The sequence below is a fragment of the Rhodococcus sp. G-MC3 genome (assembly GCF_030063335.1).
Taxonomy (GTDB): Bacteria; Actinomycetota; Actinomycetes; order Mycobacteriales; family Mycobacteriaceae; genus Rhodococcoides.
On sequence record NZ_JASISW010000012.1, the window covers coordinates 107769 to 127767 of the forward strand.

The 19999-nt window shown below is 62.8% G+C and carries 20 protein-coding genes; 6 read left to right on the forward strand and 14 right to left on the reverse strand.

Going from position 1 to position 19999, the window contains the following annotated elements:
* Positions 1 to 15 precede the first annotated feature (15 nt).
* Together QMK17_RS15250 and QMK17_RS15255 are read right to left on the reverse strand one after the other, a co-directional pair.
* Positions 16 to 1479, reverse strand: a complete 1464-nt coding sequence (locus QMK17_RS15250; protein ID WP_283510111.1) for a mannitol dehydrogenase family protein — start codon at positions 1477 to 1479, stop codon at positions 16 to 18.
* Positions 1476 to 2498 (reverse strand): NAD(P)-dependent alcohol dehydrogenase, encoded by a 1023-nt coding sequence (locus tag QMK17_RS15255; RefSeq protein WP_283510172.1) that lies wholly within the window; start codon positions 2496 to 2498, stop codon positions 1476 to 1478. The genes QMK17_RS15250 and QMK17_RS15255 overlap by 4 nt, the downstream gene beginning before the upstream one ends.
* A gap of 117 nt (positions 2499 to 2615) precedes the next feature.
* Here QMK17_RS15255 and QMK17_RS15260 point away from each other — a divergent pair, with 117 nt between their 5' ends.
* The 6 genes from QMK17_RS15260 (at position 2616) to QMK17_RS15285 (ending at position 9739) form a co-directional block, all read left to right on the forward strand.
* Complete coding sequence (locus tag QMK17_RS15260) at positions 2616 to 3626, forward strand: sugar-binding transcriptional regulator (protein ID WP_283510112.1); 1011 nt, start codon at positions 2616 to 2618, stop codon at positions 3624 to 3626.
* On the forward strand, positions 3627 to 4985 hold the full coding sequence (locus QMK17_RS15265) for an ABC transporter substrate-binding protein (RefSeq protein ID WP_283510113.1): 1359 nt from the start codon (positions 3627 to 3629) through the stop codon (positions 4983 to 4985). It begins immediately after the preceding gene.
* Positions 4982 to 5932: a carbohydrate ABC transporter permease gene (locus QMK17_RS15270; RefSeq protein ID WP_283510114.1), complete on the forward strand. Its 951-nt coding sequence runs from the start codon at positions 4982 to 4984 to the stop codon at positions 5930 to 5932. Before QMK17_RS15265 ends, QMK17_RS15270 begins: the two co-directional genes overlap by 4 nt.
* A complete protein-coding gene (locus tag QMK17_RS15275; RefSeq protein ID WP_283510115.1) occupies positions 5932 to 6801 on the forward strand; it encodes a carbohydrate ABC transporter permease in 870 nt (289 codons plus the stop codon). The genes QMK17_RS15270 and QMK17_RS15275 overlap by 1 nt, the downstream gene beginning before the upstream one ends.
* A gap of 16 nt (positions 6802 to 6817) precedes the next feature.
* Positions 6818 to 7918 carry an ABC transporter ATP-binding protein gene (locus QMK17_RS15280; RefSeq protein ID WP_283510116.1) on the forward strand — a complete coding sequence of 367 codons (1101 nt, stop codon included), beginning with the start codon at positions 6818 to 6820 and terminating at the stop codon, positions 7916 to 7918.
* A 147-nt stretch (positions 7919 to 8065) separates the two neighbouring features.
* Positions 8066 to 9739, forward strand: coding sequence for an AMP-binding protein (locus tag QMK17_RS15285; protein WP_283510117.1), 1674 nt, complete (start codon positions 8066 to 8068; stop codon positions 9737 to 9739).
* 11 nt (positions 9740 to 9750) lie between these two features.
* Here the strand turns inward: QMK17_RS15285 and QMK17_RS15290 are convergent, their stop codons facing one another.
* The 12 genes from QMK17_RS15290 to QMK17_RS15340 are packed head-to-tail and all read right to left on the reverse strand — an operon-like array spanning position 9751 to position 19990.
* Entirely contained in the window at positions 9751 to 10521 is a 771-nt protein-coding gene (locus QMK17_RS15290; RefSeq protein WP_283510118.1) for a DUF6390 family protein, read from the reverse strand.
* A 16-nt stretch (positions 10522 to 10537) separates the two neighbouring features.
* The gene (gene hypE, locus QMK17_RS15295; RefSeq protein WP_283510119.1) at positions 10538 to 11617 is read right to left on the reverse strand and encodes a hydrogenase expression/formation protein HypE; all 1080 of its coding nucleotides are present in this window, start codon (positions 11615 to 11617) and stop codon (positions 10538 to 10540) included.
* Positions 11610 to 12722 carry a hydrogenase formation protein HypD gene (gene hypD, locus QMK17_RS15300; protein WP_283510120.1) on the reverse strand — a complete coding sequence of 371 codons (1113 nt, stop codon included), beginning with the start codon at positions 12720 to 12722 and terminating at the stop codon, positions 11610 to 11612. The genes hypE and hypD overlap by 8 nt, the downstream gene beginning before the upstream one ends.
* Positions 12719 to 13036 carry a HypC/HybG/HupF family hydrogenase formation chaperone gene (locus QMK17_RS15305; RefSeq protein WP_283510121.1) on the reverse strand — a complete coding sequence of 106 codons (318 nt, stop codon included), beginning with the start codon at positions 13034 to 13036 and terminating at the stop codon, positions 12719 to 12721. Before QMK17_RS15305 ends, hypD begins: the two co-directional genes overlap by 4 nt.
* A gap of 13 nt (positions 13037 to 13049) precedes the next feature.
* Positions 13050 to 15371 carry a carbamoyltransferase HypF gene (gene hypF, locus QMK17_RS15310; RefSeq protein ID WP_283510122.1) on the reverse strand — a complete coding sequence of 774 codons (2322 nt, stop codon included), beginning with the start codon at positions 15369 to 15371 and terminating at the stop codon, positions 13050 to 13052.
* The gene (locus QMK17_RS15315; protein WP_283510123.1) at positions 15368 to 15619 is read right to left on the reverse strand and encodes a HypC/HybG/HupF family hydrogenase formation chaperone; all 252 of its coding nucleotides are present in this window, start codon (positions 15617 to 15619) and stop codon (positions 15368 to 15370) included. Before QMK17_RS15315 ends, hypF begins: the two co-directional genes overlap by 4 nt.
* Before the next feature lie 5 nt (positions 15620 to 15624).
* The gene (locus QMK17_RS15320; RefSeq protein WP_283510124.1) at positions 15625 to 16179 is read right to left on the reverse strand and encodes a hydrogenase maturation protease; all 555 of its coding nucleotides are present in this window, start codon (positions 16177 to 16179) and stop codon (positions 15625 to 15627) included.
* On the reverse strand, positions 16176 to 16295 hold the full coding sequence (locus QMK17_RS26495; protein WP_442972771.1) for a DUF6893 family small protein: 120 nt from the start codon (positions 16293 to 16295) through the stop codon (positions 16176 to 16178). The genes QMK17_RS15320 and QMK17_RS26495 overlap by 4 nt, the downstream gene beginning before the upstream one ends.
* Positions 16292 to 17683, reverse strand: a complete 1392-nt coding sequence (locus QMK17_RS15325; RefSeq protein WP_283510125.1) for a hypothetical protein — start codon at positions 17681 to 17683, stop codon at positions 16292 to 16294. The genes QMK17_RS26495 and QMK17_RS15325 overlap by 4 nt, the downstream gene beginning before the upstream one ends.
* On the reverse strand, positions 17680 to 18351 hold the full coding sequence (locus QMK17_RS15330) for a DUF6084 family protein (protein WP_283510126.1): 672 nt from the start codon (positions 18349 to 18351) through the stop codon (positions 17680 to 17682). Before QMK17_RS15330 ends, QMK17_RS15325 begins: the two co-directional genes overlap by 4 nt.
* Complete coding sequence (locus QMK17_RS15335; protein WP_283510127.1) at positions 18348 to 19028, reverse strand: DUF5947 family protein; 681 nt, start codon at positions 19026 to 19028, stop codon at positions 18348 to 18350. Before QMK17_RS15335 ends, QMK17_RS15330 begins: the two co-directional genes overlap by 4 nt.
* Positions 19025 to 19990 (reverse strand): NifU family protein, encoded by a 966-nt coding sequence (locus tag QMK17_RS15340; RefSeq protein WP_283510128.1) that lies wholly within the window; start codon positions 19988 to 19990, stop codon positions 19025 to 19027. Before QMK17_RS15340 ends, QMK17_RS15335 begins: the two co-directional genes overlap by 4 nt.
* Positions 19991 to 19999: the final 9 nt, after the last annotated feature.

Here is a 19999-nt window from a genome sequence, read left to right on the forward strand (position 1 = left end):
GCAACGTATTTCCACTCACAGGGCGCGGAGCGTCCCCCGCGCACCGTTCTCGTGCAATGACGCCAACTGCTTCGTGTACTCGGCGACGAACCGCTCGTTGTCGATCAGGTCGCCGAACACGCTGCGGTTGGCGATGAACGCCGTCGGATCGTCCTTCTGCTTCTGAGCGATCGGGACGAGTGTGTCTTTCAGCTGATCGACGATCTCGATCGGTTCACCCTGCTCGTCGATGCCCTCGGCGTAGCGGGCCCAACTCGCCACGACGGCGGTGGACAGTACGATCTCGCCGCCGCTGTCGAGGTTCATGCGAATCACGGGCAAGAGCCACTTGGGAATTCGGTCCGAGGACTCCGCGCAGAGTCGCGCTACGGTGTCGCGGATCTCCGGGTTCGAGAACCGCTCGATCAGCGTCTTCTTGTAGTCGCCGAGGTCGATTCCCGGCACGGGTTGCAGCGTCGGGGTTGCCTCGTTGTCCATGTATGCCAACAGGAATGTGGCGAACAACGGATCTTGCGCAACCTCGTGCACCAACCGATACCCGCTGAGGTAGCCGAAGTAGCAGAGAGCTTGGTGGCTGGCATTGAGTAACCGCAGCTTCATCAACTCGTACGGCGTCACATCGTCCACCACCTGTACGCCGACGTCTTCGAACGGCGGCCTGCCGAGGGTGAAATTGTCCTCGAGCACCCACTGCGTGAAGGGCTCGGCCGCGACCGGCCATTGATCGTCGATCGCGTACCGCTCCGAAAGTCCCTGCACCACCTCAGGTGTGGTCACGGGCGTGATGCGATCGACCATCGAGTTGGGAAACGCTCCCTCGGCGGTGAGCCAGTCTGCCAACGACGGGTCCTTCAGGCGCGCGAACGTCGTGAACGTCGACTGTGCCATGTGGCCGTTGCCCTCGATGTTGTCGCACGACATGATCGTGAACGGTTTCAGTCCCCGATCCTTGCGGCGCGCAAGAGCTTCGGTGACCAGACCGAACGTGGTGGCAGGCGTCGCGCCGTCGACCAGGTCGGCGACGATGGCAGGGTTCTCGGCGTCGAACTCGCCCGTCGTCGCCGAGAAGTTGTAACCGCCCTCGGTGATGGTGAGCGAGACGATCCTCGTCGTCTCCGCTGCCATCTTCTCGATGACGGCCTCGGCGTTGTCCGGCGCGAACAGATATTCGACGATCGAGCCGATCACACGGGTGTCCCAGGTTCCGTCGGAATGCTTGAGCGCCAACGTGTAGAGGCAGTTCTGTGCCTCCATGACATCTTTCATTCGTCGGTCGTGTTCGAGAACTCCAACCCCACAGATGCCCCAGTCCGACACCTCGCCCTGCTGCAACAACCGGTCGACATACATGGCCTGGTGTGCGCGGTGGAATCCGCCGACGCCGAAGTGGACGATGCCGACGGTCACGTCGGAGCGATCGTAAGTGGGTACCTCGACGTCTTCGATGAAGTCGTCGAGGGTGTGTGCGTTCAACTTCATGCGTTCGTCTCCTTCTTCAAGCCCGGGATCACCACGGCTTTGATGCTTCCGGCTACTTTGTCTGCGTTCAAGGCATCCTCGACGCCATCGAGTCCGAATCGAGCCGTCACCATCGAATCGAGGTCGACGAGACCGGCGAGGACGAGCTCGCGAGCCGTCGGCCACGTGTTGGCATAGCGAAACACGCCGGTCAGGACGAGTTCGCGGTTCTGGATGAGCGAGATCGGCACGGCGTAATCGGACGCGCCCATTCCCACCAGAACGACGGTACCGCCCGGCCGCACCGCATGAATTCCGTCGACGACGGCCCGCGCGGCACCGGACGCGTCGATGAATGCGTCGACTTCCAGTGCCCGCACGTCGTCGACGGCCGGATCGATCACCTGGGTTGCACCGAACGTTGCTGCGTTGACTCGACGTGATTCGTCGATGTCGCTCACGATGACTGTCGTCGCGCCGAATGCTCGCGCAACCTGCGCGGTGACCAGTCCGACCGGGCCTGCGCCCGTGATCAACACGCTCGAGCCGGGTGTGATGCGGGCCTTGCGCGCCGATGCGATGCCCACCGACAGCGGTTCGAACAGGGCAGCTGCCTCGTCGGAGATCTCGTCGGGAACCGAATGCGCGAACACCGATTGGATCAGCACGTACTCTGCCAGCGCACCGTCGATGGGCGGTGTCGCGAAGAATTCCATTGCCGGGCACAGGTTGTAGCGGCCGGCTCTGGACTGGGCGCTGGTCGGGTCGGGACGCTGCGGCTCGACGGAGACTCGCTGCCCGATGCGCGTGTCGGCGACGCCCGAACCCACGGCGACGACGACTCCGGCGGCTTCGTGACCGAGCACGAGTGGGCCACCCACGACGTGATCGCCGATGCGTCCCTCGCGGTAGTAGTGCGCATCGGATCCGCAGACACCGACCGCAGTGACTCGGACCAGAACCTCGTCGGCCGCAGGCGTCGGGACGGGTCGTTCCTCCAAGCGGATCTCGTGGGGACCTGTGAGAACGCTCGCCTGCATCGTCTGTGGCGGCGGCGACTCGCGAGAGGTGGGTGTTGTGTAGATCACACCTGAATGTTAGCTTAATGAGCAGAAGAACACACTGTGAGCATATGCTCACACTCGACGAGGGGCGTCATGACAACATCGGTTCCGGAGGTGCCGGACTCGCACCGCTCGTCCAAGTCGAGCGACGACCTGCGGCTCGCCCTACGCGCGGCGTCGATGTATCACCTCGAAGGCGCCACTCAGGCGCAGATCGCCGTCAAACTCGGTGTCTCACGCCCGACCGCAGGCCGGCTCATTGCCAGAGCGCGCACCCAGGGGCTCGTGACCATCGAGATTCATGTGCCCGACGAGCTACAGGGCACCGTCCACGCCGATGTCGAGCGCGGGCTGGAAGAAATGTTCGGACTCACCGAGGCCCTCGTCGTTCCCGATGTCATCGACGGCACCGACAACGGATACGGATCGCTCGGTCGCGCGGCGGGGGCGATGCTCTCGCGCCGACTGCAGGGCGCGGACACTGTGGGATTCACGTGGGGTCCGGAAACCGTCGCCGTCGCGCATTCGCTCAAGACTCGCGGCGCGCGTTGCGCTCAGGTAGTTCAACTCGACGGCTCGATGAGTTCGGCCGACTACCAAACTGGCGTGGAGTACACCCTCGGCCGCTGCGCCGACTACCTGCAGGCGAAACCGGTTCGGCTCAATGCACCGCTGTATGCCGATCCGGCGACAGTAACTGCCTTGCAGCAGGACTCGGTGATCTCGCGTGCCCTTCAAGCCGGGACCGAGGCCGATGTGATGATGTACGGCCTCGGTCCCGTTTCCACCTCCACGACGTTGTTCGAGGGCAGCTTCATCGATCTCGAGATTCTCGACGAACTGCAGCATTTGGGCGCAGTGGGAGAGATCGGAGGCAGGTTCTTCTCGGTTGACGGGACACCGACGGGTGGCTCGCTACCGGAGCGCACGGTATCGGTCGGACTCGATGCCATCCGCGACTGTGACCGAGCAATGTTGATCTCCGGTGGGGTCAAGAAGCACCAGGCAATTCTCGGTGCATTACGCGGCGGCTTCGCTTCCGTTCTGGTTACCGACATCGAAAGTGCGCGCTGGCTGTTGGCGCAGACGAAGGAAGGAAGTTAAGTGAAGGTATTACCGAAAGTGGCCGTCGCGGCCTCGCTCGCGACGACCTTGGTTGTGTCCGGCTGCGCCGGCGCTGGTTCGATCGGGGGCAGCAGTGATGGCACGACCATCACCGTCGCCATCGTGTCGAACTCGCAGATGACGGACGCGATTTCGCTCGCGCCCGCATTCGAGGCCGACAATCCCGGCATCAATCTGAAGTTCGTGTCGCTGTCCGAGAACGAAGCCCGTGCCAAGATCACCGCATCGGTCGCAACCGGTGGCGGTGAATTCGATGTGGTCATGATCAGTAACTTCGAGACGCCGCAGTGGGCCGCGAACGGCTGGCTCGACAACCTCTCCGAATATGCCGATGCCACGCCGGGTTACGACGAAGACGACTTCATCCCGACGCTCAAGGAATCGCTGTCCTACGACGGCAGCATGTATGCCGTGCCGTTCTACGGTGAGTCCTCGTTCCTGATGTACCGCAAGGACCTCATGGCGGCTGCCGGCATCGCGATGCCGGCAGAGCCGACGTGGGAGCAGGTCGCCGACGCCGCGGCCAAGCTCGACGATCCCGACGGCGGAGTTTCCGGTATCTGCCTGCGCGGAAAGCCCGGCTGGGGTGAGGTTCTGGCGCCGCTGGACACCGTCATCAACGCGTTCGGTGGCCGCTGGTTCGACGAGAACTGGAACGCACAGCTCGACAGCCCGCAGGTCGAGGCGGCCGTCCAGTTCTACGTGGACACCGTGCGCGAGCACGGCCAGGCCGGCGCTGCTACCAGTGGATTCAGCGAATGCGCCACGCAGCTCTCGCAGGGAAACACCGCAATGTGGTACGACGCCACCTCCGCAGTCTCGGTTCTCGAAGACCCGACCGCCAGCAAAGTTGTCGGCAATATCGGTTATGCCAAGGCTCCGAGTGAAGTCAAGGGCGACAACGGCTGGTTGTACTCCTGGGCACTCGGCATCCCCACGACCTCGGAGCATCCCGACGATGCCTGGAAATTCGTCTCGTGGATGACAAGCAAGGAGTACCTGAAGAAGGTCGGCAACGAACTGGGGTGGGAGCGTGTACCTCCCGGTAGCCGTCTCTCGACCTACGATATTCCCGAGTACAAGGAAGCAGCCGCGGCCTTCGGTCCGTTGACGCTCGAGTCCATCGAGGGCGCCGATCCGAAGAACCCGACGGTCGACCCGGTCCCATACACCGGAGTGCAGTTCCTGACGATCCCGGAGTTCCAGGACCTCGGCACACGCGTCAGTCAACAGGTCAGTGCAGCAGTGGCAGGACGAGTCAGCGTCCACGATGCGCTCGCACAAGCGCAGCAATACGCCGAAGTGGTCGGTAAGACGTATCAGGAGGGCCAGCGATGACCACGACCGAAGAACGGTTGACGCACACCGATTCCGAGAAGTTCGTTCCGCGTCCGCGCACGATCACGCGCGCTGAAGGCTGGCGTCGCCGCGGCCCGCTGCTGCCGGCAATGGTGTTCGCAATCATCGTCACCCAGATCCCGTTCCTGTTCACGCTGTATTACTCCACTCAGTCGTGGAACTTGGTTCGCCCGGGATCACGAAAGTTCAACTGGCTCAACAATTACGTGGATGTATTCAGGGACAGTCAGTTCCGCGAGGTGGCACTCAACACCGTCATCATGATCGTCGGAACCGTCATCATCTCGGTGATCCTCGGACTGTTCCTGGCGTTGTTGCTCGACCGAAAATTCATCGGTCGCAGCCTCATTCGAACCTTGCTGATCACGCCGTTCCTCGTGACCCCGGTAGCCGGAGCGCTGATCTGGAAGACCACGATGTTCGATCCGGTCTTCGGGCTGATCAACTTCGCGCTTTCACCTTTCGGAGTCGGGCAGATCGACTGGGTCTCGCGCTTTCCGCTCGCCGCGGTCATGACGAATCTCGTCTGGCAGTGGACGCCGTTCATGATGCTGCTGATCCTCGCGGGTCTGCAGTCCATGCCCAAGGACATCTCCGAAGCTGCCCGAGTAGACGGGGCAAGCGCGTTCTCGCTGTTTCGTGAACTGACGCTTCCGCATCTGCGCCGATTCATCGAACTCGGTGCCGTGCTCGGAGCGATCTACCTTGTCAACACCTTCGACGCCGTCTACATGATGACGTCGGGCGGACCTGGTGTTGCCTCGGCGAACCTTCCGTTCTACATCTACCAACGTGCGTTCCTCGGCTTCGACATCGGTCAGGCCGCTGCCATGGGTGTGGTGACCGTGATCGCCACCATCCTCGTCAGCACCCTCGCACTTCGATTGATATTCAAGAGCTTCAGTGGGAACGAGGAGGCAGCCTGATGAGTACTGCAACAGATACCGGCACCACCACCGACACGCAGGTAGTCAAGCGCAAGAAAGGTTTCAGCACCGGAACCATCTGGACGGTCGTGGCCTGGATCGTCGGTCTCGGGTTCTTCTTCCCGGTGCTCTGGATGGTCATCACCAGCTTCAAGCAGGAGGGCGACGCCTATTCCGACCCGCCCAAGCTGTTTTTCACCCCGACACTGGATCAGTACAGCGCGGTGCTGTCCAGCGGCATCGGAACGGCACTGCTGAACTCGGCGTTCGCGACGATCGTCTCGACGTCTCTTGTTCTGCTGCTCGGTGTTCCGGCTGCATTCGCTTTGTCGCTTCGCCCGGTCAAGAAGACGAAAGACGTGCTGTTCTTCTTCATATCGACCAAGATGCTCCCCGTCGTCGCGGCGATCGTGCCGCTGTACGTCATCGTCGGCGACATCGGTCTGCTCGACAACATCTGGGCGCTGATCATCCTGTACACAGCGATGAACCTCCCGATCGCGGTCTGGATGATGCGCTCGTTCTTCCTCGAAGTTCCCAGCGAACTGCTCGAGGCCGCCAGTATGGACGGTGCGTCGCTGTGGACCTCGGTGCGCGAGGTTATTTTGCCTCTGGTCTCGCCAGGAATCGCAGCAACGGCGTTGATCTGCACCATCTTCTCCTGGAACGAGTTCTTTTTCGCCGTCAACCTCACTGCGGTGCAAGCACAGACCGTTCCGGTTGCGCTCGTCGGCTTCATCACCGGAGAGGGCCTGTACTGGGCTCGCCTGTCCGCCGCTGCGACGCTCGCAGCACTTCCCGTCGTCCTTGCCGGTTGGGTCGCGCAGAACAAGCTCGTGCGCGGTCTGTCCTTCGGCGCCATCAAATAACTTCAGGAGATTCGTCATGGCTGCAATTGCGTACAAGAAAGCATCATGCGTCTATGAAGGCGCCGACACGCTCGCGGTCGATGCCCTCGACCTCGACATCCAGGACGGCGAATTCGTCGTACTCGTCGGACCTTCCGGCTCGGGCAAGTCCACCGCGCTGCGGATGCTCGCCGGACTGGAGGACATCGACGGTGGCGCCATCGAGATCGGTGGCAAGAACATGGTCGGTGTGCCGTCCAAGGATCGCGACATCGCGATGGTGTTCCAGAACTACGCGCTCTATCCGAACAAGACCGTCGGTGAAAACATGGGCTTTGCGCTCAAGATGCGCGGAGTCTCCGCTGAGGAGCGCAAACAGAAGGTCGCCAAAGCTGCCGAGATCCTCGATCTCACCGAGTACTTGGACCGCAAGCCCGGCAAGCTGTCCGGCGGTCAGCGCCAACGGGTTGCGATGGGCCGCGCTATCGTTCGTGAACCTCAGGTGTTCTGCATGGACGAGCCGCTGTCGAACCTCGACGCCAAGCTGCGCGTGCAGACGCGTACGCAGATTGCGGCGCTGCAACGTCGGCTCGGCACGACGACCGTGTACGTCACGCACGACCAGGTCGAGGCCATGACGATGGGTGACCGTGTTGCAGTGCTGCGCGGTGGCAAGCTGCAGCAGTTCGCCAGCCCGACGGACCTCTACGACAACCCCGTCAACGCGTTCGTCGCCGGATTCATCGGATCGCCTGCAATGAACCTGATGACAGTGCCGATCAACTCCGATGGCGTGCAGATCGGTGACGCGACGTTGCCGCTCGAACGTGGTGCGCTCTCCGCGCTGTCGAGTGCCAAGCTCTCCACCGTCACCATCGGGCTCCGCCCCGAACAGCTCGGCATCGAGCACGGTTCGGGATTCGCCGCTCACGTCGATCTGATCGAAGAGTTGGGAAGCGAGTCGTACGTCTATGCGCATCTGGACGACCCGAAGGTGAAGGGGCTCGACGGAGGTCCGGTCTCGCTCGTTGCGCGATCGGCCGTCCGCGCGCCCGCGAAGATCGGGCAGAGCATCGGCCTCACCAAGCTCGACGGGCACGTGCATTTGTTCCACCCGGAGAGTGGCGAGCGGATTTAGGCGGGCTGCGCCCGCACGTGAGCGGAAGTACGTCGCCGGGGACGTATTTCCACTCACGAGGCGCTACCCCCGTTCGGGGGTAGCGCCTGATTTTCCGTGGACATAACGTTGACTCGAGTGAGACGCGCGCCACAACAGGGAGTCACCATGTCAGCGGAATTCAAGAAAGCACGAGATCTACTCCTCGATGCCCACGGCGACTACGACGCCGCCGTCGCCAACTTCCAGTGGCCCACGTTCGCAGACACGTTCAACTGGGCGATCGACTGGTTCGACGGGTTCGCACGCGGTAACGACGGAACCGCACTGTGGATCGTCGAAGAGGACGGTTCCGAAGCCGAGTACAGCTTCGACGCCATGGCCCGCCGGTCCGATCAGGTCGGACGCTGGCTCCAATCCCTCGGCATCGGCCGCGGCGACTCCGTTGTCCTCATGCTCGGCAACCAGGTCGAACTGTGGGAATCGATGCTGGCCGTCATGAAGCTCGGTGCCGTCCTGATGCCGACGACCACGGCCATCGGGTCGGCCGACCTCACCGATCGGGTCGAGCGCGGGCAGGCGAAGGCCGTAATCGTCAATCCGGCCGATGCTCCGAAGTTCGACGATGTCCCCGGCGACTATCTGAAGATCTCGATCGGCGACGTCGACGGCTGGACACGCTACAGCGCCGCCTACGACATCGCCGATGCCCAGCCGTTCGAGTCGGTCACCGCGCCCGACGACCGCCTTCTGCTGTACTTCACCTCCGGTACGACGAGTAAGCCGAAACTCGTCGAGCACACGCAGGTGTCGTACCCCGTCGGACATCTCTCCACGATGTATTTCCTCGGTCTGAAGCCGGGTGATATTCATCTGAACATCAGCTCGCCTGGCTGGGCGAAGCATGCGTGGAGCTGTTTCTTCGCGCCGTGGCTCGCCGAGGCAACCATCTTCATCTACAACTACCGACGTTTCGATGCCGCAGCTCTTCTCGAACAGATCAGACGAGCGAAGGTGACGACGTTCTGCGCGCCACCGACTGTGTGGCGCATGCTGATTCAAGCTGATATCTCCGGCGGCAAAGGCGCGCTGAGGGAAGCGATCGGCGCAGGCGAGCCTCTCAATCCCGAGGTGATCTCGCACGTACAGAAGCAGTGGGGACTCAACATCCGCGACGGTTTCGGTCAGACGGAAACCACTGCGCTGGTAGCGAATACACCGGGGGCCGAGCTGAAGTTCGGCTCGATGGGCCGTCCGCTGCCCGGTGTTGCCGTCGTCATCATCGACCCGGTGACGGGTGAACCGTCCGACGAGGGAGAGATCTGCCTCGATCTGAGCACCCGCCCGCTCAATCTCATGACCGGGTACCTCGACAACCCGGCCAGAAACCAAGAAGTCATGGCGGGCGGTTACTACCACACCGGCGACGTCGCATCGCGTGACGAGAACGGCTACATCACCTATGTCGGCCGCACCGACGACGTGTTCAAGGCGTCCGACTACAAGGTATCGCCGTTCGAGCTAGAGAGCGTGCTGATCGAGCATCCGGCCGTGGCGGAGGCCGCCGTCGTACCGGCTCCCGATGAAACCAGGCTGGCTGTACCGAAGGCCTACGTGGCGCTGGCGGCAGGCTGGGAGCCGAACGAGGAGACGGCATTCGAGATTTTGAAGTACGCCCGCGAACACCTCGCCCCGTACCTGCGAGTGCGACGGATCGAATTCTTCGAACTACCGAAGACGATCTCGGGCAAGATCCGCCGCGTCGAACTGCGGGCGCGCGAGGAGTCGGGTCAGGTGCTGCCGGGCGAATGGCGTGACGATCAGATGCCCGAGTTGAAGTAGCCTGTTGGAGCTCACATCGACTGCAAGGCGCGGTTCGCGACGCTGATCGACGCGTCGGTGCAGCGTTGCAGGTGATGCACATCCATGGCGTCGATGCGATCGCATACCCAATCCCAATGCAGCGAGACCAGATCGCCCACGTTGGGCCTGGCAAGTAGAGAACGGCCCGCCGAACTCCATCGGGCAGTCTCGGCTACCGGAGCACCGAGAGAGAGGGTGCCACCCAGAAACTGCAACGGCTCCGACAGTAGATCCACGTATTCGTCGCTCACCGAAACGACGGTGCCCCAACGAACTCGGCATTGCTGAAGGACTGCGAGCGGGACGTCGGCGCCGCGGGGGAGCAACCGGAGCCACGGGTACACGGCAAAAACATGAAAGCTGTGGTGTGCCATGCAGTCCGTGTCGAAGTCGATGTCGTGCACCACGCCACCGCTCTGCCCCGCGAAATCGACTCGCAACCGATCGATCAACGTCTTCGGGTCGACCGAAGACGTGAGATCGCTGCCGACCCAGTAGGCATGTACCACCTCGGCATCAAGTGGATCTATAGGAAGGGAATCAGCAGCGCTCAGTGTTGTCGCCAGGGTTTCCAGGTATGGCCAGGCGCCGTCGAAACCACGGGCTCTAGCGCGTAGGTCCATGTCCCCGACGCCGGAACTGAGGCGAGCGAGAAGATCCGCCGATCCATCCGGTCCGCAGTATCCGAGTTCGTTGGGTGGGTAGGCGTAGCGATTGAACAGCACGGGACCACGCTGTCCGGCATCGATATCGTTCGTCATCGCACGGGCATCGCCATCAACAGATTCGAGGAAGTTGTTCGCCGAGTGGAAGATCGACGACTCTGCTCGCCCCGAACGTTGTGCGTGCCACCACCATGCCGGGGTGATCCTGCACGCACTCGCCGATGACTGTTGCATTGGCTCCGAGTGGGTGAGCACGCATTGCTTCGAGTACCCGATCGGCGCTGGTGCGTGGAACGAATGCGAGAAGCTTGCCTTCGTTCGCGACGAAGAGGGGGTCCAGTCCGAGAACGCCACATGCGTCGCGTACGGCGCTCGGAATCGGCAACGCGCCCTCGACGATCGCGACTCCAACCCCGGCAGCCTTCGCGATTTCGTTGAGAGTTGCTGCCACGCCGCCCCTCGTGGGATCGCGCAGAGTGTGTATGTCGGCGCCGGTCGCAACCATCGCGGCCACCAGTCCGTTGAGCGGCGCAGAGTCCGAAAGCACCTCGGTACCGAATTCCAGACCCTCTCGACAACTCATGACGGCGATGCCGTGTACTCCGATGTCGCCGCTGACGATCACGACGTCACCCACCGAGGCGCGTTGGGGTTTGATGTCCACCCCGTCGTCGATGACGCCAATGCCCGCCGTGTTGATGAAGACGCCGTCCCCGTGACCCGAGTCGACGACTTTGGTGTCGCCCGTCACGAGGGTCACACCGGCCGCGAGGGCTGCCGTTCCCATGGCCGTTGCGATACGAGCTATGTCGGCAAGCGCAGTGCCCTCTTCGAGGATGAAGGCCGTCGACAGCACCATCGGTCGCGCCCCGGACATGGCAAGGTCGTTGACCGTTCCGTTGACAGCGAGATCCCCGATCGTTCCGCCGGGAAAGACCATCGGCTTCACGACGTACGAGTCGGTCGAGAACGCCAACTTTGCGCCGCCGAGGGTCAGCACCGCTGAATCTCCGAGGCCGGCGTCCGCCGCGGAACCGAACGCCGGGAGGAAGAGATGCTCGATCAGCTCTGCGGAGAGCGCTCCACCGCCGCCGTGACCCATGACGATGTTCGGTGAATCACGCAGCGGCGCTGGGCACACCCATGATTCGATGTCGATCGCCGCGGCCACGGGCGAGGCGTGCTCACGCATGACTCGCCGCCGCGGGCTGCTCGAGACGACGGTAGAGGTAGTAGGCGGCACACGCGCCTTCGGAGGAAACCATGGTGGCTCCGAGTGGATTCCGCGGAGTACATTCCTTCCCGAATGCCGCACACTCGTTGGGCTTGATCAGGCCTTGCAGCACTTCACCCGACCGACAGATCGACGATTCCGCAGTGTGGATGTCGGACACCGAGAAGCGGAGCTCTGCATCGAAATCGAGGTAGGCCCGCGACAACTGCCAACCGCTTTTCGGAATCATGCCGATTCCGCGCCACGTCCGATCCGTTACCTCGAAGATTTCGGCCAGCATTGCCTGCGCGGGTGAGTTGCCCTCCGAAGTCACCGCGCGAGGGTACGCATTCTCGAGCTCGTGCCGGCCCGATTCCAATTGCAGTACAGTGCGCCGGATCCCCTCCAGGATGTCCAGCGGCTCGAAACCGGTGACCACCATGGGAACTTTGTATTTTTCGGCGAGTGGTGGGTACTCGCCGGTGCCCATGACACTGCACACGTGGCCTGCCGCGAGGAAAGCCTGAACCCGGCACGTCGGCGACTCCATGATGGCTGCGATTGCAGGCGGCACGAGCACGTGCGAGACGAGCAGTGAAAAGTTCTTGATCCCTTGCTTCTTGGCTTGGTACACCGTCATCGCATTGGCAGGTGCTGTGGTCTCGAATCCGATGCCGAAGAAGACGACCTCTCGATCCGGATTGTCTTTCGCGATGGTCAGCGCATCGAGAGGTGAGTAGACGACGCGGATGTCGCCGCCCGCACTCTTGATGTGAAAAAGATCCTGTGTGCTCCCTGGTACCCGCAGCATGTCGCCGAAGGAACAAAAGATCACGCCCGGCTGCGCGGCGATCGCGAGGGCCTTGTCGATGATCTCGAGCGGTGTCACGCATACCGGGCAGCCGGGACCGTGAATCATCTCGATCTGATCGGGTAGCAGCTGGTCTATCCCGTGCCGAATGATCGAATGTGTCTGTCCGCCACACACCTCCATGATTGCCCAAGGCTTCGTAGTGGCAGCGTGAATCTGATCGAGTAGGCGCTTTGCCAGCTCGGGATTGCTGAACTCGTCCAGATACTTCATGATCGCGCTCCTGTGCTTGTGTCGGTGGCTTCCGGCTCGACGCCTGCTGCTCGCGCCGCGCGGGCGAACCCGTCACCGAACTCCTCCTCGAGGATGTTCATCCGCTCGAATTCCGCCAGTGTCTTCAGTGCCGACACCTCGTCGAGTCGCTGGATCGCGAAACCGACATGCACCACTACGTACTCGCCGAGCACCGCGTCCGGGATGTATTGCAGGCAAACTTCCTTGCGTAGTCCGCCGAAGTCGACTTCGGCCATCAGCGTGCCGTCGCGATCCTCCAAACTCATGATCTTTCCAGGTACAGCCAGGCACATCGTCTTGCTCCTTTCACGAGGCACATCCGATCAGAATCTGGCCCAGCGCGAGGCCCCCGTCGTTCGGCGGTAGCCGGTGTGGTCGTAGCGCTACAAATCCCGAAGCACGCAGTGCCTGCACGGTGGAGGAGAGCAGGAGCGCGTTCTGGAAGACACCGCCGGTGAGTACGACGGTCACCTGCCCGGTCGACGCCCGGGTTGCCTCGGCGATGTGTACCACCGCAGTAGCTACCGCATCATGGAAGCGAGCGGCAACGACGGCCGCAGGAACGCCTGCCCGAATATCGGTGACTACCGCCCTGATGACGGGAGCGCAATCGACGGTTTCACTATCGGTGCCGCCGTCGGACATGGCGTTGAAGATGGTGTTGGGTAGTGCGAACTCGTATCGCACTCCGCCGCAGTCGACGCCGCGGGCGAGGGCCTCGAGCTCGATGGCTGCTTGAGCTTCGTACTCGACGACATGACGGACTCCGACGAGGGAGGCGACGGCGTCGAACAATCGGCCCATGCTCGAGGTGGGGACACATCCGAAACCGGTATCGAGTTGGTGGGACAGCGCTGCGAGTTCGCGGGGTGGGCACGCATTCACGCTGGGCAGATCGGCAGACCAATCGATGCCCGCAGCATGCAAGTGCGAGAGAGCCATTCGATAGGGACGCTCGACACTCGAATCGCCACCGGCGAGTTGTACATAGCTCAGGTGTGTGAGGCGCTGATACTCCTTGTAGTCGGCGACGAGTACTTCTCCTCCCCACACGGCGCCGTCAGGACCGTATCCGGTTCCGTCGAAAGCGAAGCCGAGGACCTTGGAGGATCCGTCGAGGCCATGTTCACCCATGACGGCGGCAACGTGTGCGTGGTGATGTTGCACGGTACGCATCGGCCGGCCACCTGCATGTCGCTGCGCCCACATCGACGATCGGTAGCCGGGATGCGCATCGGCGATCAGCTGAACAGGAGTGACGCCGGTGAGTGTCTGTAGGTGCGTTGCCGTGGTGCTGAAGGTCTGTAGCGTCGCCAGGTCGTCCATGTCGCCGATGTGCTGGCTCACCCATGCGTACCGTCCTTCGGCGACACACATCGTGTTCTTGAGATCTGCCCCGACCGCCAGCGAAGCCGGTACGTCGAACGGGAGTGTCAGTGGCAGCGGGGAATATCCTCGTGAACGGCGTACGGGCAGCTCGGCGCCGTCGACAACACGTGCTACTGAATCGTCGCAGGAGAGAACGATGCCGCGATCGTGATCGAGCCAGGCGTCGGTCAGTGACATGAGCCGGTGTCGTGCGTCGTTGTTGTCGTGAACGATCGGCTCGCCTCCGAGGTTTCCGGATGTCATGACAAGCGCGAAGGGTCCGGGCTCGTCACCCGCGAGGCCGAGAAGCAGGTGATGAAGAGGCGTGTACGCGAGCATGAGTCCGATGTCGCGGTTACCGGGCGCGACCGATCGAGCAAGATTTTCGTCGATGTCGTCGCGTTGTGTCACCAGCACGATGGGCTTGCGGACGCCGTCGAGCAGCGCCTCCTCCTCGGCGCCGAGCGTCGCCAATGCGCGGGCAGACTCGATGTCGCGAACCATGACCGCAAAAGGTTTGTCGCCCCGCTGTTTGCGACTGCGAAGGGTCTGTACCGCAGTGGCATTGGACGCGTCGCACGCCAGATGGAATCCGCCTATTCCTTTGACTGCGAGAATGCCGCCACCCATCAGCAGTGCACGAGCGTGTCGCAGAGCGTCCTCGCGAAGGTAGTGGGTGCCCGAGCCATCGGTGAAACGAAGCGTGGGACCGCAGTCGTGACACGCTATGGTCTGGGCGTGAAATCGGCGATCGCTTGGGTCCTGATATTGGATTGCACATCGAGGGCACATGGAGAACGCCCCCATGGTCGTCGATGCGCGATCGTAGGGGAGATCGGTGATGATCGTGAATCGCGGGCCGCAGTTCGTGCAGGTGATGAACGGATGCCGGTACCGCGCGTTTGTCGGGTCTGCCAGCTCGACCAGACAATCGCGGCAGATGGCGACATCGGGTGACGCAAGGGTCCGGCCACCGTCGGCGCGCCGCGTGTCGGCAATGTGAAAGCCGTTCCCGCCCTGCGTCGACAGCGATGTCACGACAATCGATTCCACCAGCGCCAACACCGGTGGGCGCTGTCGCAGACGCCACTCGAATGCGTCGAGCGCAGCAGGTTCACCTTCCACTTCGATTTCGACGCCGCAACTGTTGTTGCCCACGCTGCCCGAGAGCGAAAGTTCCGATGCCGTCGTGTAGACGAAAGGCCTAAACCCGACCCCCTGTACGACGCCGCTCACTTCGAACCGTCTGCGCGCTCTCATGGCGTCGGATCCTCCCGAGCCCGACCCATCAATTCGAGTCCGGCCATTGCTCTCTCGGCGCCGTCGGCGTCGGTCCGCTCCACCACGAATCCCATGTGGATGATGACCCAGTCGCCTTCAGTGAACACGTCCTCGGGCATCATGCCGATGTTGACTTTGCGAAGTTCGCCGACGACATCGACGAGCGCGAGTTGGTTGCCGTAGCCCTCCACCATGCCTACTACCCGACCCGGGATTCCCAAGCACACGGCCCTCAACCCCTCACATCTGCGGTAGATGCGCGGGCGCTAAATGTTTCGGTCCTTGGCGACGGGCCCATCTGTGACTCCGTGATAAGCAATTCGACGGTGTCGAGGACCAGGTCGACGGCATCGTCGACAACGGAAATGACGTTGGGAGACAATCCGATTCCGTCTTCGACGGAGAAGACTTGGCAGCCGACCACAACGGTACGGGGTAGTTCGCCGCCGAGTGCACCGAGCGAGACGAGGACCGACCCTGGGTCCATGCCGTGCGGGTCGAACGCGCCACCTTCGAGGTCCGGTGCGGCAACGTCGAAGGCGCGAAGTGCACCTGGGCAGCCGCGATCGGGCACGGCGTCGACGATGATCAAAGCCTGTGGGGCTGCCCGTTCGGCGCTACCGAGAAGGTCATAGGCCAAATGCATACCCCGGATGCCGTAGTCGACCGCGCGCACACCCGCAGGCAGCGACCGACCGCCCATCCTTCTCAGCACTTCAGGACCGAATCCGTCGTCGCTGAGAAAGATGTTGCCGATGCCTGCGACGAGGATCTGCGTGCCGGTCACATCCGGCGCATCCGTAGGTACCGTTTGATGTCGGGGATCGATCGAACTCCGACGAATGCCGCACCCAGCACCAGCACACCGACCACTGCGGTCGTCAACGTTCCCACCATGTTCATGGCTGACTCTCCTTTCGATTGACCTGCGCTTCGAGCGGCTCGATTTCGTCCGGCGCGAAATAGAGGTACCGGCCGTACCAGTCGTGCAGATCCGCCGCCGGATCGTCGAGCAGCGTGACGCCGACGTGGATATCACCGTCGACATCGGCATGGACCGTCGCGACCCGCGCAGTGCGGCCGGCCGAGAAGAGGTCCTGCGCGTCGGCTCTGCGTGAGGGCCGTAAACGGACGAGGCAGCCCTTCGACACCCGAACACCGTCGACGAGCACCGCATCGACATCCGGTCGAACAGCGGTATCGGCTTCGGGATCCCACCACGGAACACCCTGGGGCAGTTCGGGTATCAGGCCCTCGGGACTACCGATACCGCCCGGATCACCCATCCCGCCCGGATCGTGCAGCACGCCGTGTAGTTGCTGCAACGATTCCGGGGACATGGCCTCACACCGATCGATGATCTGTGCCGCAAGCGGATCGGTGGCGCGAGCCTGAGCCTTCTCGTCGTCGGTCATTGTCATGATCCGCAGCGTCAGGATCTCGTCGATCTCGGTGGAATCGAACAATGCCCCATCGCTCTGCGCCGCGATCTCCGGATAGTCGTACAGGATGATCGGCGAGGCGAGTACGACGTCGGTGGCGCCCGGCGCACCGGACAACACCGGGAAACACCGACTCTGGGTGCACGACGCGGCGACGTCGGCAGCGTCGTCGGGAGGTTCGAGCAACGATACGAATGCTGCATCCTCACAGGTGATCACCAGATGCGCGCCGATGAAGGAGCGTCGGATGGCGTTGTCCTTGTTCGGATTCTCTTCACGATGGACGTTGTCGACGGCAATCTCGAGCCTGAAAAATTTGCCGACTCGTACGCAACGCAGCGATACTCGTGCTGTCAGCGGCCAGCGGGTGCGCACGATTCTTCCCGCGACTGTGCCGTCGTCGGTGTGAATGAATTCGCAATCGCGCCCTCCGGGTATCTCGACCGAAACATACTGTGGTTCTGTGAGATCGGTCAGTGCGTACCGATCGAGTGTTATCTCCTGCGAGATGGCCTCGTCCCAGCTGAGCCACCGGTTCGATCCGATGGTCATCTCGGATACCTCGGTGAATGTCGATTCCGGGGAACATTTCTCGATGCTCCGAACCTGCAATTGAAGAAATCGTAGTGTGACGCTGAGGGAACCGTGGCCGCTTACCACGCACTGGGTCGACATCGTCGATTCCTCGCCGAGGCCCGCTGCCGCTGCTCCGATGGGCCCGAGCACACCGAACTGCCAGCGCGATTGGTTCTTCTGCGAGCTGGCCCGGTACGGGTAGAGCAGATAGCCCTCGTAGAGAACGGCATCGGCGATGGTCCTGGCGATCTCGAGATCGCTGTGCGCTGTCATCCCGCTACCTCGCCGACCGCGATACGTGCCGTCCGTACCAGGTCGACGACGGCGTCGTCGAGCCCGGTCATTCCCCGTTCGGACCGGTAGGAGGCGAGTGCGTCGAGGGTATCTCGGTCGAGCCGAATCCAGCCCGTGTTGGGAAAATGCATGTTCACCAACCGCCGCCATGCCCGCACTGGAAGTTCGAACGAGCACTCCCGGTCCCACGGAATCTGCTGCACGCCGAATCCGCTCGTGCCTTTCGTGAATACGGTGCCGCTGAAGAGCAGTTCGATCGGAATACTCGCATCATGGCCGTCACGCACTTCCTCCAGTGCGTGCAGATACTTCGACGCCGCGACTTCGAAGTCGTAGGTGCACGGCATCGGGAGGTCGACTTCGCATGCCCCGGAGAAGCCCTGTACCACAGTGCTGCATTGCATCCACAGGAACGAGCGCAGCGTCGACGTCCAACGCTCACGCCCACCGAAGAGATCGACCATCGCGGCAGCCTCGGCATCGGTATAGCGCCGGCGCTGCGGTTCGATCCGTACTTGGCATCGCAACGCCAGTGCGTGAATCGTGGCGCCCGTGGTCTCCTCGATCCGCAGCTGCACAGTCAGATTGGGCGTCACCGCATACTCTTCGGGGACGATGTCGATCACGGAGAACGACAGCTGCGTCATGATGCTGCATCCGAGGTGGCGGCCGGTGCCGGGCGGCTGACACCTGGAGCCGGGCGGCTGACACCTGGTGCCGGGCGGCTGCGGGCCTCCACGGCAGCGAAGAAGCTGTCGATCTCGCGGTGCGCGTCCTGGCCACCGTCGAAACCGCGCCACAGCGTCCGCAGCGTGCCGACCAACTGGTAACAGGCGTCGATGGGAACGATATGACAGGTGATGTCGCCGGCCGTTCGAATCAACAGGGCCTCGACGTCGTCGGCGAGGAGAGACAGTTGCGGGTTGGCCCCTACGACGTTGTCCCATGCCTCGAGCGGCAACTCCGATTCGGTGGCCCCGGCGGGGCCAGGATAGAACGCGACAGTCCTTCCCAGCGCTGAATTGCGAAAGAAGAAAGCGAGGCCTACCGGTATCTCGAGTTCGTCCCATTGACCCGGGCCCAGTTCGAACTCCGGAAACGATACATACCGATCGGGAACAGCACGATACCGTAACTCGGCACTCGCGTCGGTGAACAACAGATAGCAGCCTCGACACACGCACATCAGTTGACGCGCTTGGGTATTGACCACATGCTGGTGTTCGTCGCGGATCGGTTCGGCGCACATCTCGCAGCGTTCGCCCACCGGTGCCGTCGGCTTCGAACGTGTGATGCGATTGAGCGCCCCCAGCGGGCCGCTCATGACGGCGCTCCCACCGGCGGGGCAGGAATCGCTATCGACAGCACGCCGTCCTTGACAAGCACGGGCAACGGATCGAGGTGCAGCCCGGGATCGTCCAACCCGGCGCCGGCTCCCCGTACGTCGTAGTGAGCCCGGCACGTGGGGCATCGCAACACCGCATCACCGACGGGTCGGCCGGCGCGCCGAGCCATCGCGGCGCCCGCGAAGCTACCTTCGCAGCGAGGGCACCTGTCTAGGTAGGCGTAGCGGTGCTCGCCGATGCGAGCAATGACGAGCGCGGTACCTGCGACGCTGAATCCGCCGAGTTCACCGTCAGCGAGTTCGGGTACCGCCGACCAGGTACCTTCCGCCGCGGAGTGGGCGTGCACTTTCGCCATCAGCGATTCGGTCGAGAACAGTGAACCCGAGGCCAGTGCCCCGGACGAACCGCTGTCCAGAGGCGCGCCGTTCACAGCCGCGCCGTTCACAGCCGCCGGGTCCGTGGTGCGGACTTCGATGGAGGTGGTTTCCGGAGCCGCGGCCTGGACAGCATCGGTGACCGCCAGTTCCAACGTCACCGACGACGAGGGGCAACTCTTGCAGCTACCCAACAATCGCAGAGTCACGACGCCGTCCTGCACGCCGATCAACTCGACGTCGCCGCCGTGGGAGCCGAGGTACGGGCGGACGCCGTCGAGGGCATTGCGTACGCGAGTCTCGACGTCGTCCGGATGCAGCCCGTGCACGAGCAGGAGGCTGGCAATCAGATCGTCGTCCACCATGTGCGCTCTATGCTGCGGACCGGCCGAAGCCAGGATGCGGGCGAGCGCCTCGCCGTAGAGGTCGGCGACCTCCCGGACGAGTTGTTCGGCACGTTCGCGGGCGAGTGCGCCGCCGGTCGAGAGGCCGTCGATGAGGGCGTCGATACGCTCACCTGCGGTTCGCCATTCGTCCGGTGCACCCCTCTGGGCATCGGTATCCATGCGCGCCTC

Excerpts from the sequence above, each read along its gene's own strand:
- QMK17_RS15250 (WP_283510111.1), bottom strand. The coding sequence starts at position 1,479 with ATGAAGTTGAACGCACACACCCTCGACGACTTCATCGAAGACGTCGAG.
- QMK17_RS15255 (WP_283510172.1), bottom strand. The coding sequence starts at position 2,498 with ATGCAGGCGAGCGTTCTCACAGGTCCCCACGAGATCCGCTTGGAGGAA.
- QMK17_RS15260 (WP_283510112.1), top strand. The coding sequence starts at position 2,616 with ATGACAACATCGGTTCCGGAGGTGCCGGACTCGCACCGCTCGTCCAAG.
- QMK17_RS15270 (WP_283510114.1), top strand. The coding sequence starts at position 4,982 with ATGACCACGACCGAAGAACGGTTGACGCACACCGATTCCGAGAAGTTC.
- QMK17_RS15275 (WP_283510115.1), top strand. The coding sequence starts at position 5,932 with ATGAGTACTGCAACAGATACCGGCACCACCACCGACACGCAGGTAGTC.
- QMK17_RS15280 (WP_283510116.1), top strand. The coding sequence starts at position 6,818 with ATGGCTGCAATTGCGTACAAGAAAGCATCATGCGTCTATGAAGGCGCC.
- QMK17_RS15285 (WP_283510117.1), top strand. The coding sequence starts at position 8,066 with ATGTCAGCGGAATTCAAGAAAGCACGAGATCTACTCCTCGATGCCCAC.
- QMK17_RS15290 (WP_283510118.1), bottom strand. The coding sequence starts at position 10,521 with ATGACGAACGATATCGATGCCGGACAGCGTGGTCCCGTGCTGTTCAAT.
- hypE (WP_283510119.1), bottom strand. The coding sequence starts at position 11,617 with ATGCGTGAGCACGCCTCGCCCGTGGCCGCGGCGATCGACATCGAATCA.
- hypD (WP_283510120.1), bottom strand. The coding sequence starts at position 12,722 with ATGAAGTATCTGGACGAGTTCAGCAATCCCGAGCTGGCAAAGCGCCTA.
- QMK17_RS15305 (WP_283510121.1), bottom strand. The coding sequence starts at position 13,036 with ATGTGCCTGGCTGTACCTGGAAAGATCATGAGTTTGGAGGATCGCGAC.
- hypF (WP_283510122.1), bottom strand. The coding sequence starts at position 15,371 with ATGAGAGCGCGCAGACGGTTCGAAGTGAGCGGCGTCGTACAGGGGGTC.
- QMK17_RS26495 (WP_442972771.1), bottom strand. The coding sequence starts at position 16,295 with ATGAACATGGTGGGAACGTTGACGACCGCAGTGGTCGGTGTGCTGGTG.
- QMK17_RS15325 (WP_283510125.1), bottom strand. The coding sequence starts at position 17,683 with ATGACAGCGCACAGCGATCTCGAGATCGCCAGGACCATCGCCGATGCC.
- QMK17_RS15330 (WP_283510126.1), bottom strand. The coding sequence starts at position 18,351 with ATGACGCAGCTGTCGTTCTCCGTGATCGACATCGTCCCCGAAGAGTAT.
- QMK17_RS15335 (WP_283510127.1), bottom strand. The coding sequence starts at position 19,028 with ATGAGCGGCCCGCTGGGGGCGCTCAATCGCATCACACGTTCGAAGCCG.
- QMK17_RS15340 (WP_283510128.1), bottom strand. The coding sequence starts at position 19,990 with ATGGATACCGATGCCCAGAGGGGTGCACCGGACGAATGGCGAACCGCA.